This window comes from Defluviicoccus vanus, assembly GCF_014672695.1.
GTDB lineage: Bacteria > Pseudomonadota > Alphaproteobacteria > Rhodospirillales > Defluviicoccaceae > Defluviicoccus > Defluviicoccus vanus.
This window is the reverse complement of record NZ_CP053923.1, coordinates 2,012,265-2,028,009: the sequence shown is the minus strand read 5'-3', so window position 1 is coordinate 2,028,009 and position 15,745 is coordinate 2,012,265. Positions and strand designations below refer to the sequence as shown.

Genomic DNA, 15,745 nt, shown 5'->3' with positions numbered 1-15,745 from the left:
CGTTAAGTCCGACAGGCTGCTAGAGGCCGATTGGCGCCGGCGCATGGTGATCGTCGAGCAGCGCGCGGACGGTGGCAAGGCGCGCCAGGTCTTCCTGGGCGACGAAATAGGCGACAGCGTCGGTGTCGGCGCGCGCCTGTTCGTTTGTCGCCAACTCCTGGTCGCGAAAACGGTTGCCGAACCAGCTTCCGGCCGCGAGCACGCGCGGCGGCGTCGCCGGGTCGTCAGGCGCATCGATGCGGAACTGACCCGAAACCACGACGTAAACCCCGCCCGGTTCCACCCCCGGTTCCACCACCACATCGCCGGCGAAATACCGCACGAAGCCTGACGGGGTGCTGCCGGCGCGGATCTCGACGATGCTACGGCTGACGATGAGATCGAGCAGCCAGTCGGTGGCGATGCGGACGCGGGTCGACAGCCCCGGGATCAGGCTGAGATAAAACAACCGCCACGCCAGCCAGGCGAGGAAGCCGCTGAACTTCATCCCCAGTACCTCGGCGACGCCCTGGCGGCCACCGAGGGAGGCCATGGTGCCGAGCGAACGATAAACGAAGGGCGTCAGCGGCCGGCCGTCGATGCAGGCGAGGATGTTGGCCGCCAGCACTTTCGCTTCCTGATAGGCAAACTGGGCCAGCGCTGGCGCATGTGCCGCGCTGGCGTCGTCGGCATCGTCAAGCGGAATGCGGGCGTTGTCGCCGAGCGCCCAGACGTGGTCGTTGTCACGGACGCGCAAATGTCGATCGACGAGGATCTGGCCGTGCTCGCGTGGCAGTGGCAGTCGTTGCACCAGCGGCGACGGCGCGTTGCCCATGGCGGCAATGATCGTCCCGGCATCGATCGTCTGGCCGCTATCCGTCTCGATGCGCTCAAGGTCCACCGCCTTGACCCCCGTCTTCACCAGGATCTCCACCCCTCGTCGGCGTAGTCTGTCCGCCGCGTAGGCGGCGAGATGCTCCGGCAGTTCGGGGAGAATGCGTGCCGCATGTTGGAGGAGGACGATGCGGATGTCCGCGGCCCGCACGGAGCTGTAGAAAGGCAACGCTTTGCGGATCAGATCCTGCACTTCGCCCACGGTTTCGACGCCGGTGAAGCCGCCGCCGATGACGGCAAAGGTGAGAAGGCTTGTCCTGCGGCGGGGGTCCATCGTGGTCGCCGCCTCCTCCAGACATCCCAGCACGTGATTGCGGATATGGAAGGCGTCGGTCACATCCTTCATCACCAGGGCGCGCTCGGCCAGACCGGGGGTGCGCGACAGATCCACCACCTGGCCCAGCGCGATCACCAAGTGATCGTAGGCGAGTTGATCGATCTCCCCACCGCGGCCGGCGGCCACGTGGACGGTCTTCTTCGCCAGGTCGACCGTCCGCACCTCGGCAACGCGTACCGTCACTCCCGGCAGGAACAGCCTGAGCGGCACCACCGCGTCCGCGGGGTGGATGCCGCCGCCGGCGACCTCGGGCAGCAGGGGCTGGAAAACGAAGAAGTTATTCCGGCTGATCAGTTCAACGGCGATGCGGCCGCGCGCCTGGCGCTGCAGGTGCCGGGCAGTGAACACGCCGCCGAAGCCGCCGCCGATGATGAGCACCTTCCGCATCGCACTCGTCGCCATCGGTCCAAATTCCTCCGACCTGCAGGGTGCATCAGATCCTCATCGCCGCAGTATCGTCGCCACGGCAAGGTCAGCCTCTGCTGAGAAACCATAAACTCAAGGGGAATCAACGCCGCTGCCGTTCGCCCGCGTCTTTGCTGCCCCTTGGCGCCAGTATGTCTATTTTCCTTTGTCTCTTCTCGCCCTTTCACTAACATCCGTCTTCGGTATCAACGGACCGATCGGCGGATGCGACCTCGCCGGATGCTAGCGGCGGACGCACACGTGCGAATGGCCAGGGCAGCGGGGATCGCGGTGGCAGCGAAGGGCTTGGCGACGGGCGTAGGGACAACGCCGGCGGACCGGGGGCTCCCCGGGCCGATGCGAGGCTGATCGGATGGCGCGCGCAATCGAGATCGGCACCGTCTATGGCGGCGGTCTGGCGCTGGGCATTGCCCTGGTCAGTTTTCCGGCGGCGGCAACCATTCTCACCGCAGTGGATGGCTACGGCCTCACCAGCAACCAATATGGCAGCATTTTTCTGCCGCTCGTTGCCGGCGCGGTGCTGGCATCGCTGTTTGCCCCGGCGCTGGCACGGCGGCACGGTCTGCGCGCCATTCTGCTCGCCGGCTTTCTCTCCACTGCGCTGGCGATGAGCGTCTTTGCCCTGAGCTCGCTGCTCACCCAGGTCCATTGGCTTGCCTTCGCCCTGGTGCTTCTCGCTACCGGCCTGCTCGGGCTAGGTTTTGGGGCGACGCTGACGGCGATCAACGCCTACGCCGCCAGTTTCTTCCCACGGCGGAGCGAAACTGCGCTCACCGCCCTGCACACGCTGCTCGGCACCGGTACCGCGCTGGCACCACTGATTATCGCCATGCTGGCGGACGGCGGCCGCTGGTGGCTGCTGCCGCTGGCGGCGGCAACGGCGATGTTCCTGCTTGCCGGCCTCGGGCGGACGCAGCCACTGGTGCTGGCAAGCGAAACCGGCTCCGGTCAGACTGCCGGCGCCTGGGCGGTGATCCGCGCGCTGCCGGCACGCTTCTGGATCTGGATCTGCTTCGCGTTGCTCTATGGTGTCTGTGAAACCCTCTTCGGCAACTGGGGCACCGTTTACCTCAATCAGCAGCGCGGCCTGACACCGGCCACTGCCAATCTGGCGCTGGCGGTATTCTGGGCGGCAGTGACCGTGGGCCGGCTGCTGGTGGCGGTGCTCTCCACCCGGATCCCGCCGGCGAAGATCTTCCGCCTGCTGCCAGTGCTGATCATGCTGGCGCTGGCCGCGGTGGCGCTGGCCTCTGGGCCGACACTGGGCGTCATGGCCTTCGCTCTCGCCGGGCTGGCGTGCTCCGCCTGCCTACCACTCAGCATCGGTACGGCCAGCGGCGAGTCGCCGCGCTTTGTCGAAACCGTCTCCGGCTGGATGGTTGCCGCCTACATGACGGGCTTCGGCATCGGCGCCTTTGCCGTCGGCCCGCTGCGCGAAGCGGGCGATCTGCCGCTGTCTCAGGTCTATCTCTGGGCGATGGCCATCGCCGCGGTGCTGATCGTTTTGACGCTGGCGTTGACCCGTCGATCGGCGCCGCCGGCGGCGGCTGCAACATGAGCCAGGGTGGCATCAAGCGAGTGGCATGGGTGGAGCGCGGCATGATGAGCGGTGACGTGGCCAGCATGGCGAGGCGTCTTGCGTTCGGTTTGGGCCTACTGTTGCTCTGCCTGGTGGCAACAGGCGCGCCGGCGCGCGAGGCGCAGCCGATCGGCGTTAGCCGGTTGGCGATGATCGGCTTCACTGTTGCCGATATGGAACGCTCCATCGCCTTCTACACCCAGGTGCTGGACTTCCAGAAGGTGACCGACATTCGCGTCACCGGCGCCGACTACGAGCAATTGGAGGGGGTATTCGCTTCCAATGCCCGCATCGTCCACCTGCAACTGGGCGACCAGATCGTCGAGTTGACCGCCTACACGTCGCCGCCCGATGGCCGGCCAATCCCGGTACCGTCGCGCAGCAACGACCTGTGGTTCGAGCACATGGCGATCGTCGTCAGCGACATGGACAAGGCGTACGCGCAGCTGCAGCAGTTCGGTGTGCGTCAGATCTCGCCCGAGCCGCAGACTATTCCTGCCTCGAACGTTCCGGCGGCGGGGATCAAGGCGATCAAGTTCCGCGATCCCGACAATCACAACCTCGAACTGCTGTGGTTTCCCGAAGGCAAAGGCCTGGCGCGCTGGCACAAGGCGAGCAACCGTCTCTTCCTCGGCATCGATCACACCGCGATCACCGTCGGCAGCACCGAGGCGAGCCTCGGCTTCTACCGCGATCTTCTCGGCATGAAGGTGGCGGGCGGCAGCCTCAATGTGGGCTCGACGCAGGAATACCTCGATGGCACCTTCGGTGCCCGTGTTCGCGTCACCGCCGTGGTGCCGGCAGATGTGCCGCCGCACGTGGAGTTCCTGCAATACGAGGCGCCGCCCGGCGGCCGGCCGATGCCGCTCGATACCCAGGCGGACGACCTCTGGCACTGGCAGACGACTCTGGAGGTGGAGGACGTCAATGCGGCTGCCGACGTGCTCCGGGCGGCGGGGGTGCGTTTCATCTCTGCGGAGGTGATAACGATGCCGAACGAGCCGCTCGGTTTTGCCCGGGCGGTGATGGTGCGGGATCCGGACGGGCACGCCATGCGACTGGTGCAGCGGTGAGCGCCGCCGTGGCTTTTAATGACGATCACATGCTGAAGGGGATGCCCCGATGGGGATGATCGACCGCTGGCTGCCGGGCCTGGCCCGCTTCTGCCTGATCCTGCTGTTTCCCTTCAGTGCGCTCGACAAGATCTTCGACTACAGCAGCGCCGTCGCCCAGGCGAATGCATCGGGGATGCCGATGCCGGGTTGGCTGTTGCTGTTGCTGGGTGGCTGCCTGGAGGTTTTCGGCTCGCTCGGCATTCTGTTCGATGTCTATCGCCGCCAGTTTGCACTGCTCTTTTGCTTCTACTGCATCGTCACCGGGGTGCTGTTCCACAACTTCTGGGACTACCCCTTCCGCAGCGCCGACTGGATGGATAATTTCTGGCCGTTCCTGAAGAACTTTGGTCTTGTTGGCGGCTTTCTCTTTATCGCCACCAACGCCAGGATGCAGCCCATCGCCGGCGCGATCTCGTTGCGCCGGCGCTAATTCCGGCGTCTAAGGGGAACAGCCCCGTCGATCGCATGCGCGGCGGCGGGGCAAAGGCTCTCGACATCATTCACGTACTCTGTAGGGAAAACGTCATGGACAACACGGCAAGCGGCCGCCGTTTTGCCGCGGCCGCGGTCGTTGCGCTCGCGTTAGCCGCACCAACGATGGCGCCAAGGATCGCAATAGCGCAGGAAGGCGCAGTGATCCCGCTGCCTGCAAAGCTGGCGGCGCAGGCGCAGAACTATCTACCGGGCGTGGTCGGGCCGGCCGTCCCCGGGTTCACCATCGATGCATCGCTGGCGCATCTGACTGCAGGCACGCGGACGTATCAAGTCGTCAGCGGCGATCAGGCAGGCACGATGGAATCGCACGTCATCGCACCCTTATCGCGTGACACCTCGGGCAAGCGTTGGCGCTACCAGGTCGGCGATCGCGTCGTGTTTCTCTCTGAGATGCCTGGACAGTCGTTGAGCGTCGTCTCTGAGAACGACGAGGACCAGNGGGTGACGACCCGCTACCAACCGGCGGAGCCACTACTCATCGCCGGGATGAACCCAGGCGACGTGCAAACCTTTACCATCAACGCCAGCGTTTACGATCTCGGCGATCCGGGCAGCCAGCCCGACCATACCGGCACGCTCAACCTGACGCTGACCTACGTCGGTGCTTATCAGGTCACCGTACCGGCGGGTACGTACAACGCCGCGTTACTGGCGTGGCAGTACAGCGGGCAGATCGGCCCCGCTTCCGTGGAGGACAACCAGGCACGCTTCGTCGTTCCTGGCATCGGCATGGTCGCCGCGGCGGAGAAGCGCGATATCGCCGCCTTTCTCGTCTACAATGACAACAGCAAGGTCGGCCGGGTGCTGATGCAGGCACCGTAAGGTCGTCGCGCCGCGCTGCCGTCTCTAGGCCGCCGTTCAGCCGGCCTCATCGGGGCCAGTGCCTTGATCGCCAGGGCGTGAACTGGTCCCGCCAGTTCCTCGGCGAGCAGCGTGTTGACCAGGCGGTGGCGCTCCAGGCGCGACTGGCCGGCGAAGGCGGCAGCCACCACTTCGATGCTGAAGTGAGTCTCCNNTCCCGGCCGGCTGCCGGCGTGGCCGGCGTGACGGTGCGAGTCATCGACGACGCTGAGGCGGGCTGGGGCGAGGCCCAGGGTGAGCTTGTCTCGAATCCGGTCGGCGACGGTCATGGGCCTCATTCTTGCTGCTGAAGTTGGGGCTGGGTACGAACGCTAGCGTCGTTTTCCTGCCGAACGCGCTGCGGATCAAGCGCTTCGAAGCCATGCAGCCGTGCCGGTGCGGTGCGCACGGGCGTGGCTTGCGCCGGCTGGAGGGAGCAACCATAGTAGCTGCATGAGCGAGGACGGTCGCACGGAGCCGGTCTGCCGGCGGGTGGAGGCGGGCCGGCAAGGGTCGGCAGCCCGCGGGTGCGATTGGTGTGCCTGCGAGCAGCAGGGGCTGTATCGGGCGCCGCGGTCGCGGCTGCATCTGCAGGACTACTGGTGGTTCTGTCTTGAGCATGTGCGCCAATATAATGCCGCGTGGAACTATTACATCGGCATGTCCGAGGCGGAGGTGGAGGCGGATATCCGCCGCGATACCGTCTGGCAGCGACCCACGTGGCCGCTAGGACCGGGCTCGGCAGGCTATAACCATCGCTTCCGCTGGCAGGACGACGGCAGTGGCGAGCCGCCGGAGCAGCCGCAACCGCCGCCGCCGCGCGCCGCCTCACCCCTCGCCCGCGCCCTAATCGCGCTAGAGCTTGAGCCACCGGTGACGGTGGCGACGGTCAAGGCACGGTATAAATTATTGGTAAAGCGCTATCATCCTGACGCCAACGGTGGCGATAAGGCTTCCGAAGAACGATTTAAGACCATAAGCGAGGCCTATCGTATGGTGATGACCAGCCTCTCCCCGTAAAGGGCGAGGCTCCCGGCGGGTGTTCCGCTGCCTTCGTTAACGGGAATAAAGAGTCGAGCATGACCATCCACGGCACCAGCGACGCCGCCGCAAGCCGATCCCCCTCAATGCGCCCGACATTGCGCTTTCGGTCCGCCAGACCTTCGGCATCGACAGCGAACTGGAGGTGCCCGCCTTCAGCATCCCGGATAGTCACGTCCCCGATCGTGACGAGGCGTACCAGTTCGACCGCGACACGACGCTGGCCATCCTCGCCGGCTTCGCCCACAACCGCCGGGTGATGATCCAGGGCTATCACGGCACCGGCAAGTCCACCCACATCGAGCAGGTGGCGGCGCGGCTCAACTGGCCTTGCATCCGCATCAACCTCGACAGCCACATCAGCCGGATCGATCTCGTCGGCAAGGATGCGATCGTCCTGCGCGAGGGCTCCCAGGTGACCGAGTTTCGCGAGGGAATCCTGCCCTGGGCGCTGCAGCGTCCCACCGCCCTGGTCTTTGACGAGTATGACGCCGGCCGGCCGGACGTGATGTTCGTCATTCAGCGGGTGCTGGAGGTGGAGGGCAAGCTGACGCTTCTCGACCAGAACAAGGTCCTGCGGCCGCATCCCTTCTTCCGTCTGTTCGCCACCACCAACACCATCGGCCTCGGCGACACCACCGGCCTCTATCACGGCACGCAGCAGATCAACCAGGGGCAGATGGATCGCTGGAACATCGTCGCGACGCTCAACTATCTGCCGCACGATGCCGAGGTGGAGATCATCCTCGCCAAGGTTCCCGGCTATAACAGCCGCGAAGGTCGGGATCAGGTATCATCCATGGTGGAACTGGCGACGTTGAGCCGTGCCGGCTTCATCAACGGCGACATCTCAACCGTCATGTCGCCGCGCACCGTCATCACCTGGGCGGAGAATGCGCATATCTTCGGCAGTATCGGCGTCGCCTTTCGCTTGACCTTCCTTAACAAATGCGACGAAATCGAACGCTCGACGGTGGCCGAATACTATCAGCGTTGCTTCGGCGAAGATCTGCCGGACTCGGCGATGCGCACCATCGCTCATCGCTAACCGGCCTGCGCCCCTGGCCATCGATGACAACAGCGACATGATGCGAGCGTGAGCACCAAGAAGCAGGAACAGGCCCAGGCGTTGCTGAAGCGAGTGACTTCGGCAGCACTGCGGGCGATGGCCGGACGCGCCGACGTGGCGATCAGCTACGGCAGTGGCGAGGTCGATCTGCGCGGCAATCGGGTGCGGTTACCGGGTGTCGCCGGACGACCGGCGACACAGGACGTCGCCCGCCTGCGCGGCGCCGCCGATGCCGCGGCCTTGTTGCTGCGCTATCACGACGCGGCGCTGCACCAGCGGCGGATGCCGGCCAGCCAGCCGGCGCGGGCGATCTTCGATGCACTGGAGCAGGTCCGGGTGCAGCGGCTGGGCTCGAAACGCCTCACCGGTGTCGGCATCAACCTGGAAGCGTTGCTCGATCACACCTGCCGGAGCAAGGGTTACGCCAAGGTGCAGGGATTGGACGAGTCAATGGCGGCGGACGCCATCAGCCTTCTGGTGCGTGAACGCCTGAGCGGTATCAAGCCGCCGGCGCTGGCAGCGCCGCTGGTGGATCCGTGGCGGCCGGTGCTGCAGGAACGTGGCAGCATCTGGTTGCGGCGGTTGGCGGAGACGGTGGGCGATCAGGTGGCTTTTGCCGAGGCCTCGGCGCATTTGATCCATGCACTCGGCCTCCTCGACCAGGATGATCCCTCGCTGGAGAGCGATGCCGACCAGGAAGGTGACGCCGACGAGAAGGAGGAAAAGACCGAGCAGCAGCGGGAGTCGCGCGGCTCGGAGGGTTCCGTCTCCGTGAGCCAATCCACCGCGCACGGCAGCGAGGGCGAAGACCAGGGCGGCCAGCCCGACGAGGCCATGGGCGAAGACTATCAGCCGGGCGAAGGAGGCAGGTCACCGGCCGGCCCGACCTCGCGCCGCCCCAATCATCCGGAGCCGTCGCCGTCCAGTCTGCTCGCCTACCACCCCTTTACCACTGACTACGACGAAGTAGTGGACGCAGCGTCGCTGTGCGACCCAGAAGAACTCGGCCGCCTGCGCGAACAGCTTGACCAGCAACTCGCCAACCTTGAGGGCGTGGTCGCCCGCCTCGCCAACCGGCTGCAGCGCCGCCTGATGGCCAAGCAGACGCGCGCCTGGCAATTCGATCTGGACGAGGGGCTGCTGGACGCCGGCCGGCTGGCGCGGGTGGTCATCGATCCCTTTCATCCGCTCAGCTTCAAGCAGGAGAAGGCCACCGACTTTCGCGACACCGTGGTCAGCCTGCTGATCGACAACTCGGGGTCAATGCGCGGCCGGCCGATCACTGTCGCCTCGATGAGCGCCGACATTCTCGCCCGCACCCTGGAGCGCTGTGGCGTCAAGGTGGAGATCCTCGGCTTTACCACCCGGGCGTGGAAAGGTGGGCAATCGCGTGAGCGGTGGGTGGCCGACGGGCGTCCGAAAGGGCCTGGCCGGCTCAACGACCTCCGCCATATCGTCTACAAGGCCGCCGACGTGCCCTGGCGGCGCGCCCGGCGCAACCTCGGCCTAATGCTGCGGGAAGGCGTGCTGAAGGAAAACATCGACGGCGAGGCCCTCTTGTGGGCTCACAACCGGCTCATCGGCCGCGCCGAGCAGCGGCGGGTGCTGATGGTGATTTCCGATGGTGCGCCGGTGGATGACGCCACCTTGTCGGCCAATCCCGGCAACTACCTCGAACGCCACCTCCGCGACGTCATCGAGTGGATCGAGACGCGTTCGCCAGTGGAATTGACCGCCATCGGTATCGGCCACGATGTCACCCGCTACTACCAACGTGCGGTGACCCTCGTCGATGCCGAGGAACTGNGGNGGACGATGCTGCAGAACCTCGCCGAACTATTCGAGGACGGCGAGCCGCGGCAGCGTGGGCCGCAACGCGGCGGCGCGCCGAAGCAGCCCCGCGGACGCAGCAGCCACTAGAGCGGAGGCCGATCTGAGTGAATCGTTGGGGATTCCCATTGGGGGCTGGTTCTGATTCAAGATGTCTGCCGGAGGAGGAGGCCGGTGGACATGTCGACAGCGCTTTCCCTCGATCTTCGCGTCCGGGTTCTCAAGGCGGTGGCGGAAGGCGCGAGCCATCGCGCGGCGGCGGCGCGGTTCGGCGTCAGCGCCGCCAGCGTGAGCCGATGGCGGGCGCTGGAGCGGACGCAGGGTGATCCGCGCCCTGGCCCGCTCGGCGGCGACCGCCGCTCCGCCCGCGTCGAGGCGCAAGGCGCGCTGATCCGGCAGCTGATCGAGGCGACGCCGGACGTCACCACCGAAGAGCTGCGCGCGACGCTGGCCGAGCGGGGCCACGGTTTCGGCTACGGCACGCTGCAGCGGTTCTTCCGCCGCCACGGGCTCACGCGCAAAAAAGACCGGCCATGCGACCGAACAGGACCGCCCCGACATCCTGAAGCAGCGCGAGGCGTGGTTCGACGGCCAGATCGACCTGGCCCCGGAGCGCCTCGTGTTCATCGACGAGACCTGGGCGAAGACCAACATGGGCCGTACCTACGGCCGCGCGCCCCGCGGCGAGCGGCTGCGCATGGGCTTCCCCATGGCCACTGGAAGACCACGACCTTCGTCGGCGCCCTGACCATGCGCGGCATGATCGCCCCCTTCGTGCTCACCGGAGCGATCAACCGCGACGCCTTCGATGCCTATGTCGAGAAGGTGCTCGTCCCCGAGCTCCGCCCCGGCGACATCGTGATCATGGACAACCTGTCCAGCCACAAGGGGCCGCGCACCGATGCGCTGATCAAGGACGCGGGCGCCAGCCTCCTCTTCCTGCCGCCCTACAGCCCCGACTTCAACCCCATTGAGAAGGCGTTCGCGAAGCTCAAGGCCCTGCTCCGCAAGGCCGCCGAGCGCACCGTCGAAGCCCTCTGGGCCGCCATCGGCCGCTTCGCCGACGACTTCACCCCAGCCGAGTGCGCAAACTACTTCAGCGCCTGCGGATACGATCCAGACTGGTAGGATTCCGCTCTAGCCAGCTGCCGCCGCATTCGCGGCACCGCCACCAACTGTAGCTGATTCGCCACACATGGATGCGGAGATGCACGCTGCTGCCTGGGCCGCGCCCGACGCGCTTGATTAATTTCCACATAAATATTATGGCTGCATGGATAGACCAGTAATTACAAAACGTTAGAAACTTACATATGGCCGCGCCCGTCCATGCGGCCCACTCGCCTGTAAGAGGGGACGCAAAGATGAAGCATAAAATTGCAACACTCGCCGGTGTCGCGTTGCTCGCGCTGACTGCGGCAGTACCAACCCCAGCTTGGCGCACGAAGAAGGCGAGTTCCTTGTTCGTATTCGTGGCCTGGTGGTGATGCCGGATGAAAGCGGCTCCTTGAGCCCGATCGGTGGCAGCATTCGCGTCAGCACCAGCTACACGCCGGAAATCGACTTCTCCTACTTCTTTACCGATGCGATCGCTGTCGAGTTGATCGCCGCGGTGAGCAAGCATTCCGTCAAAGCGAACAACACCGCGCTCGGCAACGTCGACCTGGGCAATACCTGGGTATTGCCGCCGACGCTGCTTGCGCAGTACCACTTCTTCAGTGATACGATGGTCAGCCCGTACGTTGGTGTCGGTCTCAACTACACGATATTCTTCGACGAGTCGGGAGGTCCTGTTGTCGATAGCCTCTCCATCGACGACGCCATCGGCCCGGCATTTCAGCTCGGTTTCGACTTTCAGTTCCCTGATTCCAACTTCGTGTTCAACGCCGACGCCAAGTACATCATGATCTCGCCGGATGCGACGGCACATGCGGGTGGCGTCAAGATCGACAGTCGCAACTTCGATCTCAACCCGTGGGTCTTCGGCTTCGGCTTCGGCTACAAGTTCTGAGGAAAAGCCGCCCGGGTGGCCGACGGGAGTAGGCCACCCGCCACCGCCGCTGGCGGCCTTCAGCGCAGGTTGGCGTGGTAGAAGTCGAGCGTCCGCTCCCAGGCCAGCTTGGCGTCCTCGGCGTCGTAACGGGCGCCGGTGGGATTGGCGAAGGCGTGATCGGCGTCGTACCAGTAGACGGTCAACGTCTTGCCGACCTCGGCCATCGCCCGCTCGAACCCCTCCACCATCGCCCGGTTGATCCATTGATCGCGGTTGGCGAAGTGACCGACGACGGGACCCTGTAGTCGGGCGAGCCTGGCGGCGGGCAGACTGACATCGCCGTAGTAGACGACGGTCGCATCCACCGGCCGGGCGACACTGGCGCGCAGCGACCAGCCGCCGCCGAAGCACCAGCCGACTGTTCCCACCTTACCGGTGGAGCGCGTCTCCGCACGCAGCCAATCGACGCCGGCCGCCACTTGGCTTTCGGCAACGGCGGCATCGACCGCCTTCATCAGCGTGCCGGCCTCCTCGGCTGAACCCGCCTGCTTGCCGTCATACAGGTCCACCGCCAGCGCCATATAGCCTGCCTGAGCCAGCTCCGCCGCCACTGCCTTGATCTGATCGTTCAGGCCCCACCACTCATGGATGAGCATGACCGTGGGTGCCGGGAGTTTAGCGGGCAGGGCGAGAGAGGCGCGCAGCGGCTGACCGCCGGCAACAGGAATGCTCACCTCGGACAGCGTTGCTGCGGCGGCACGGGCCAGCGTTGCATCGGCGAGGACCGCCGCCAGGGGCAATCCGGCACCGAGACTGCGAACAACGACGCGACGGCTCCAGGTTTGGGTCATGCTGCGCTCACTCTATCGATCTCCAGCGGTGGAACAACGGCGGCAGACGCCGGCGCCTGCGGCGAGAACGAGACGCAAATCGCTGCTCTCCGTCGCCTAACCTGCGCTATGGTGCGCGCCGCCTGCCGGGGCCTGGTGGCCCCCGCGCGTTAGCGACCCTGCATAGGTCGGTCATTGATGAATCGTTTACAACGCCCGACGACGCGCATTCGCTGGCGCGTTCTTCTGTTCTTCCTGGTGCTGTCGGCCCTGTCAGCACCTCCCTTGTCCGGTGCCGCCCGTGCCGAGCCGCTGGCGCTGAGCGTCCGCAGCGTGCCGCTCGACGCTGGCGACCCGGAGCGGACGCGGGTGGGAGCGCTGGAGTTTCGCGGCGGTCTCGAACTGCGGTCGAAGCGATCCGCGCTTCGGCGGTCTCTCCGGTCTGCGCGTCAGTGCTGACGGCAAACGGTTCGTCGCCATAACCGACGTGGGCTTCTGGATGGCCGGTGCGCTCCGTTACGACGCCAAGGGCCGCCTCGTTGGCGTCGCCGACGTGGCGCTGGAGCCGCTACGCGACGCCGCCGGCCGGGCGCTGACGCGCAAACGGGACGCCGATGCCGAGGCGGTGTCCGAAGCGCCGGGAGGCGGCTATATCGTCGCCTTCGAAGGCCGCCACCGGCTGGTGCGCTATCGCCGCATCGGCGGCCCCGGCGAAACGCTCGCCACGCCGCCTGAACTCGCTGACGCGCCGGTGAACGGCGGGATCGAAGCACTGACCACGCTCGCCGATGGCCGGCTGTTGATCATCACCGAAACGATGGAGGTGGACGCCGGGAGCGTAGGCAGTGGTGTGCGTGGCTGGACCGGGCCGGCACCATGGCGGCCGCTGGTCTGGCCCACCGACGCGGGATTCCGACCCACCGAGGCGGCGACGCTGCCGAACGGTGACGTGCTGATCCTCGAACGCCGCTTTCCCCTGCTCGCGGCACGCCTCCGCCGCATCGGTGGCAAGCAGCTGCAGACCGGCGGAGCGCTGCGACCGGAAGAAATCGCCCGCTTCGAGGGCTCGCTCACCTTCGATAACATGGAAGCGATGGCGGTGCGACGCGGTGCCAGCGGCGAAACCTTGGTCTTCCTTGCCTCCGACGACAACCAGAACACCTTCCAGCATACGCTGCTTCTGTTGTTCGAACTGCTGCCCACCCCCTGATGATCCTGGTTCACCGCCCGGGCGGTGCCGGTGGAGCCAGCTTGTCGCGTCCCATATAGTGTACGATCGCCGCCGTGCCCGGCGGGGATGTGGCTGGACAGGAGTCTGATCGCCGATGCGACCACGTTCAGGCGTTGACGGAGCAAACCGTGGTCGCGGCAATCTAGCGGTTATCGGCACCCTCCTGCCCTACCTGTGGCCGAAGGGAGCACGGGGATTGCGCCTGCGGGTGGTGCTGGCACTGCTTAGCCTGATTGCCGCCAAGGCGATCAGCGTCGGTATCCCGATGATCTACAAGCACGTGGTCGATGCCCTGGCCACTGACGAATTCCGCACCCTGGCGGCCATCCCGGTGGCGCTGATCGTCGCCTATGGCGTGGCGCGGACACTGTCGCAGGTCTTTGGCGAAATTCGCGATGCGGTCTTTGCCAAGGTGGCGCAACGGGCGATCCGCACCGCCGGCCTGCAGACCTTCCGGCATCTGCATGCACTCAGCCTGCGCTTCCATCTCGACCGTCGTACCGGTGCGGTCAGCCGGGCGATCGAGCGCGGCACCAAGGGCATCGATTTCCTGTTGAACTTCATGCTGTTCAACATTCTGCCGACGATGATCGAGATTCTGCTCGTCTGCGGCATCCTCTGGTCACTGTTCGGCATCCTTTATGCGGCGGTGACCTTCGTCTGCATCGCCCTCTACATCGTCTGGACGGTGTGGGTCACCGAGTGGCGCACCCAGTACCGACGGCGGATGAACGAGAGCGACAGCGAGGCAAACACCAAGGCGATCGACAGCCTGCTCAACTTCGAAACCGTCAAATATTTCGGCAACGAGGCACACGAGAGCAAACGGTTCGATTTGGCGTTGCGCGCCTACGAACGCGCCGCGGTGAAAAGCAAGGTCACGCTCAGCCTGCTGAACATCGGCCAGGGCGGGATCATTGCCGTCGGCCTGATCACGCTGATGCTGATGGCGGCGGACAGCGTCGCGAAGGGGACGATGACCGTCGGCGGCTTCGTCATGGTCAACAGCTACCTGATCCAGCTCTACCTGCCGCTCAATTTCCTCGGCTTCGTCTATCGCGAGATCAATCAGTCGCTGATCGACATGGAACAGATGTTCAAGCTGCTGGACGAGAATGCCGAGGTGGAGGATAGCGCCGGGGCGAAGCCGCTGCAGGTAAGCCGGGGCGAAATCGTCTTCGATCGGGTGTCCTTCGCCTACGATCCGCGCCGGTCGGTGCTGGCCGATGTCTCTTTCAGCGTCGGCGCCGGACGGACCATCGCCATCGTCGGCCCTAGCGGTGCCGGCAAGTCGACGATCTCGCGTCTCCTCTACCGCTTCTACGACGTCACCGGCGGGGCGATCCGCATCGACGGCGAGGATATCCGCGCCGTGACCCAGGACAGCCTGCGCGCTGCCATCGGAATCGTCCCCCAGGACACGGTACTGTTTAACGACAGCATCTTCTACAACATCGCCTATGGCCGGCCGGGGGCGACGCAAACCGAAGTGGAGCGGGCGGCGCGCCTCGCGCGCATTCACGATTTTATCGTAGCCCAGCCGGAGGGCTATCAGACCCGCGTCGGTGAACGGGGACTGAAACTCTCAGGAGGTGAGAAGCAGCGCGTCGCCATCGCGCGAACGATTCTCAGAGAATNNCCGCCGATTCTCCTGCTGGATGAGGCCACCTCGGCGCTCGATACCCATACGGAAAAGGAGATTCAGGCGTCGCTGCAGGAGGTGGCACGCGGTCGAACCAGCCTGATCATCGCCCACCGGCTGTCAACGGTGGTGGATGCCGACGAAATCGTCGTCCTTGAGGCGGGGCGCATCGTCGAAAGAGGCCGTCACCAGCAGCTTTTGGCGCTTGCCGGGCGTTACGCGGCCATGTGGGCGCGGCAGCAGGAGGCAGATTTCGCCCGCGCGACGCTGGTGGATGCCACCGAAGGCCTCGCGGCGACAACGGCCACTGCCCCAATCAACGTCACATGAACTTCGTTGACCATGGTCGCGATTGCGCTAGGCTCGTGTTGCATGGCTGATCCACCTTGAATGAGACTGGGTAGCGTTCGTATCGGCAATGCGCGTCGCCGCAGCTAGACAAAG

The 15,745-nt window shown here is 65.5% G+C and carries 14 protein-coding genes; 11 read left to right on the top strand and 3 right to left on the bottom strand.

What is annotated here, in order from left to right; translation table 11 throughout:
* Positions 1-19: 19 nt before the first annotated feature.
* A complete protein-coding gene (locus HQ394_RS09210) occupies positions 20-1,612 on the bottom strand; it encodes an FAD-dependent oxidoreductase (protein ID WP_190262994.1) in 1,593 nt (530 codons plus the stop codon).
* 376 nt (positions 1,613-1,988) lie between these two features.
* Between HQ394_RS09210 and HQ394_RS09205 the strand changes: the two genes are divergently transcribed.
* Genes HQ394_RS09205 through HQ394_RS09195 form a run of 3 tightly spaced genes read left to right on the top strand, consistent with a single transcriptional unit; the run spans position 1,989 to position 4,760 of the window.
* A complete protein-coding gene (locus HQ394_RS09205; protein ID WP_190262993.1) occupies positions 1,989-3,194 on the top strand; it encodes an MFS transporter in 1,206 nt (401 codons plus the stop codon).
* Entirely contained in the window at positions 3,191-4,288 is a 1,098-nt protein-coding gene (locus HQ394_RS09200; RefSeq protein WP_190262992.1) for a VOC family protein, read from the top strand. The genes HQ394_RS09205 and HQ394_RS09200 overlap by 4 nt, the downstream gene beginning before the upstream one ends.
* 49 nt (positions 4,289-4,337) lie before the next feature.
* Positions 4,338-4,760 (top strand): DoxX family protein, encoded by a 423-nt coding sequence (locus HQ394_RS09195; protein WP_190262991.1) that lies wholly within the window; start codon positions 4,338-4,340, stop codon positions 4,758-4,760.
* 838 nt (positions 4,761-5,598) lie between these two features.
* Here the strand turns inward: HQ394_RS09195 and HQ394_RS09185 are convergent.
* Positions 5,599-5,955, bottom strand: coding sequence for a BolA family protein (locus tag HQ394_RS09185; protein WP_190262989.1), 357 nt, complete (start codon positions 5,953-5,955; stop codon positions 5,599-5,601).
* A 163-nt stretch (positions 5,956-6,118) separates the two neighbouring features.
* Here HQ394_RS09185 and HQ394_RS09180 point away from each other — a divergent pair, with 163 nt between their 5' ends.
* The 5 genes from HQ394_RS09180 (at position 6,119) to HQ394_RS09160 (ending at position 11,616) form a co-directional block, all read left to right on the top strand.
* Positions 6,119-6,685: a J domain-containing protein gene (locus HQ394_RS09180; RefSeq protein WP_190262988.1), complete on the top strand. Its 567-nt coding sequence runs from the start codon at positions 6,119-6,121 to the stop codon at positions 6,683-6,685.
* Between the two features lie 97 nt (positions 6,686-6,782).
* Positions 6,783-7,754, top strand: a complete 972-nt coding sequence (gene cobS, locus HQ394_RS09175; protein ID WP_190263227.1) for a cobaltochelatase subunit CobS — start codon at positions 6,783-6,785, stop codon at positions 7,752-7,754.
* 48 nt (positions 7,755-7,802) lie between these two features.
* Positions 7,803-9,695: a cobaltochelatase subunit CobT gene (gene cobT, locus HQ394_RS09170; protein WP_223291983.1), complete on the top strand. Its 1,893-nt coding sequence runs from the start codon at positions 7,803-7,805 to the stop codon at positions 9,693-9,695.
* 90 nt (positions 9,696-9,785) lie between these two features.
* Positions 9,786-10,733 carry an IS630 family transposase gene (locus HQ394_RS09165; RefSeq protein ID WP_223291524.1) on the top strand — a complete coding sequence of 316 codons (948 nt, stop codon included), beginning with the start codon at positions 9,786-9,788 and terminating at the stop codon, positions 10,731-10,733.
* Positions 10,734-11,040: 307 nt separating this feature from the next.
* Complete coding sequence (locus tag HQ394_RS09160) at positions 11,041-11,616, top strand: OmpW/AlkL family protein (protein ID WP_190262987.1); 576 nt, start codon at positions 11,041-11,043, stop codon at positions 11,614-11,616.
* Positions 11,617-11,675: 59 nt separating this feature from the next.
* Here the strand turns inward: HQ394_RS09160 and HQ394_RS09155 are convergent, their stop codons facing one another.
* On the bottom strand, positions 11,676-12,449 hold the full coding sequence (locus tag HQ394_RS09155) for a dienelactone hydrolase family protein (protein ID WP_190262986.1): 774 nt from the start codon (positions 12,447-12,449) through the stop codon (positions 11,676-11,678).
* Positions 12,450-12,626: 177 nt separating this feature from the next.
* On the opposite strand from HQ394_RS09155, the gene HQ394_RS09150 reads away from it, so the two are divergent.
* The 3 genes from HQ394_RS09150 to HQ394_RS09140 all read left to right on the top strand — a co-directional run bounded on the left by HQ394_RS09150 (position 12,627) and on the right by HQ394_RS09140 (position 15,631).
* Complete coding sequence (locus HQ394_RS09150) at positions 12,627-12,887, top strand: hypothetical protein (protein ID WP_190262985.1); 261 nt, start codon at positions 12,627-12,629, stop codon at positions 12,885-12,887.
* Positions 12,775-13,638, top strand: a complete 864-nt coding sequence (locus HQ394_RS09145) for an esterase-like activity of phytase family protein (RefSeq protein WP_190263225.1) — start codon at positions 12,775-12,777, stop codon at positions 13,636-13,638. The genes HQ394_RS09150 and HQ394_RS09145 overlap by 113 nt, the downstream gene beginning before the upstream one ends.
* 115 nt (positions 13,639-13,753) lie before the next feature.
* On the top strand, positions 13,754-15,631 hold the full coding sequence (locus HQ394_RS09140; RefSeq protein ID WP_190262984.1) for an ABCB family ABC transporter ATP-binding protein/permease: 1,878 nt from the start codon (positions 13,754-13,756) through the stop codon (positions 15,629-15,631).
* Positions 15,632-15,745 lie beyond the last annotated feature (114 nt).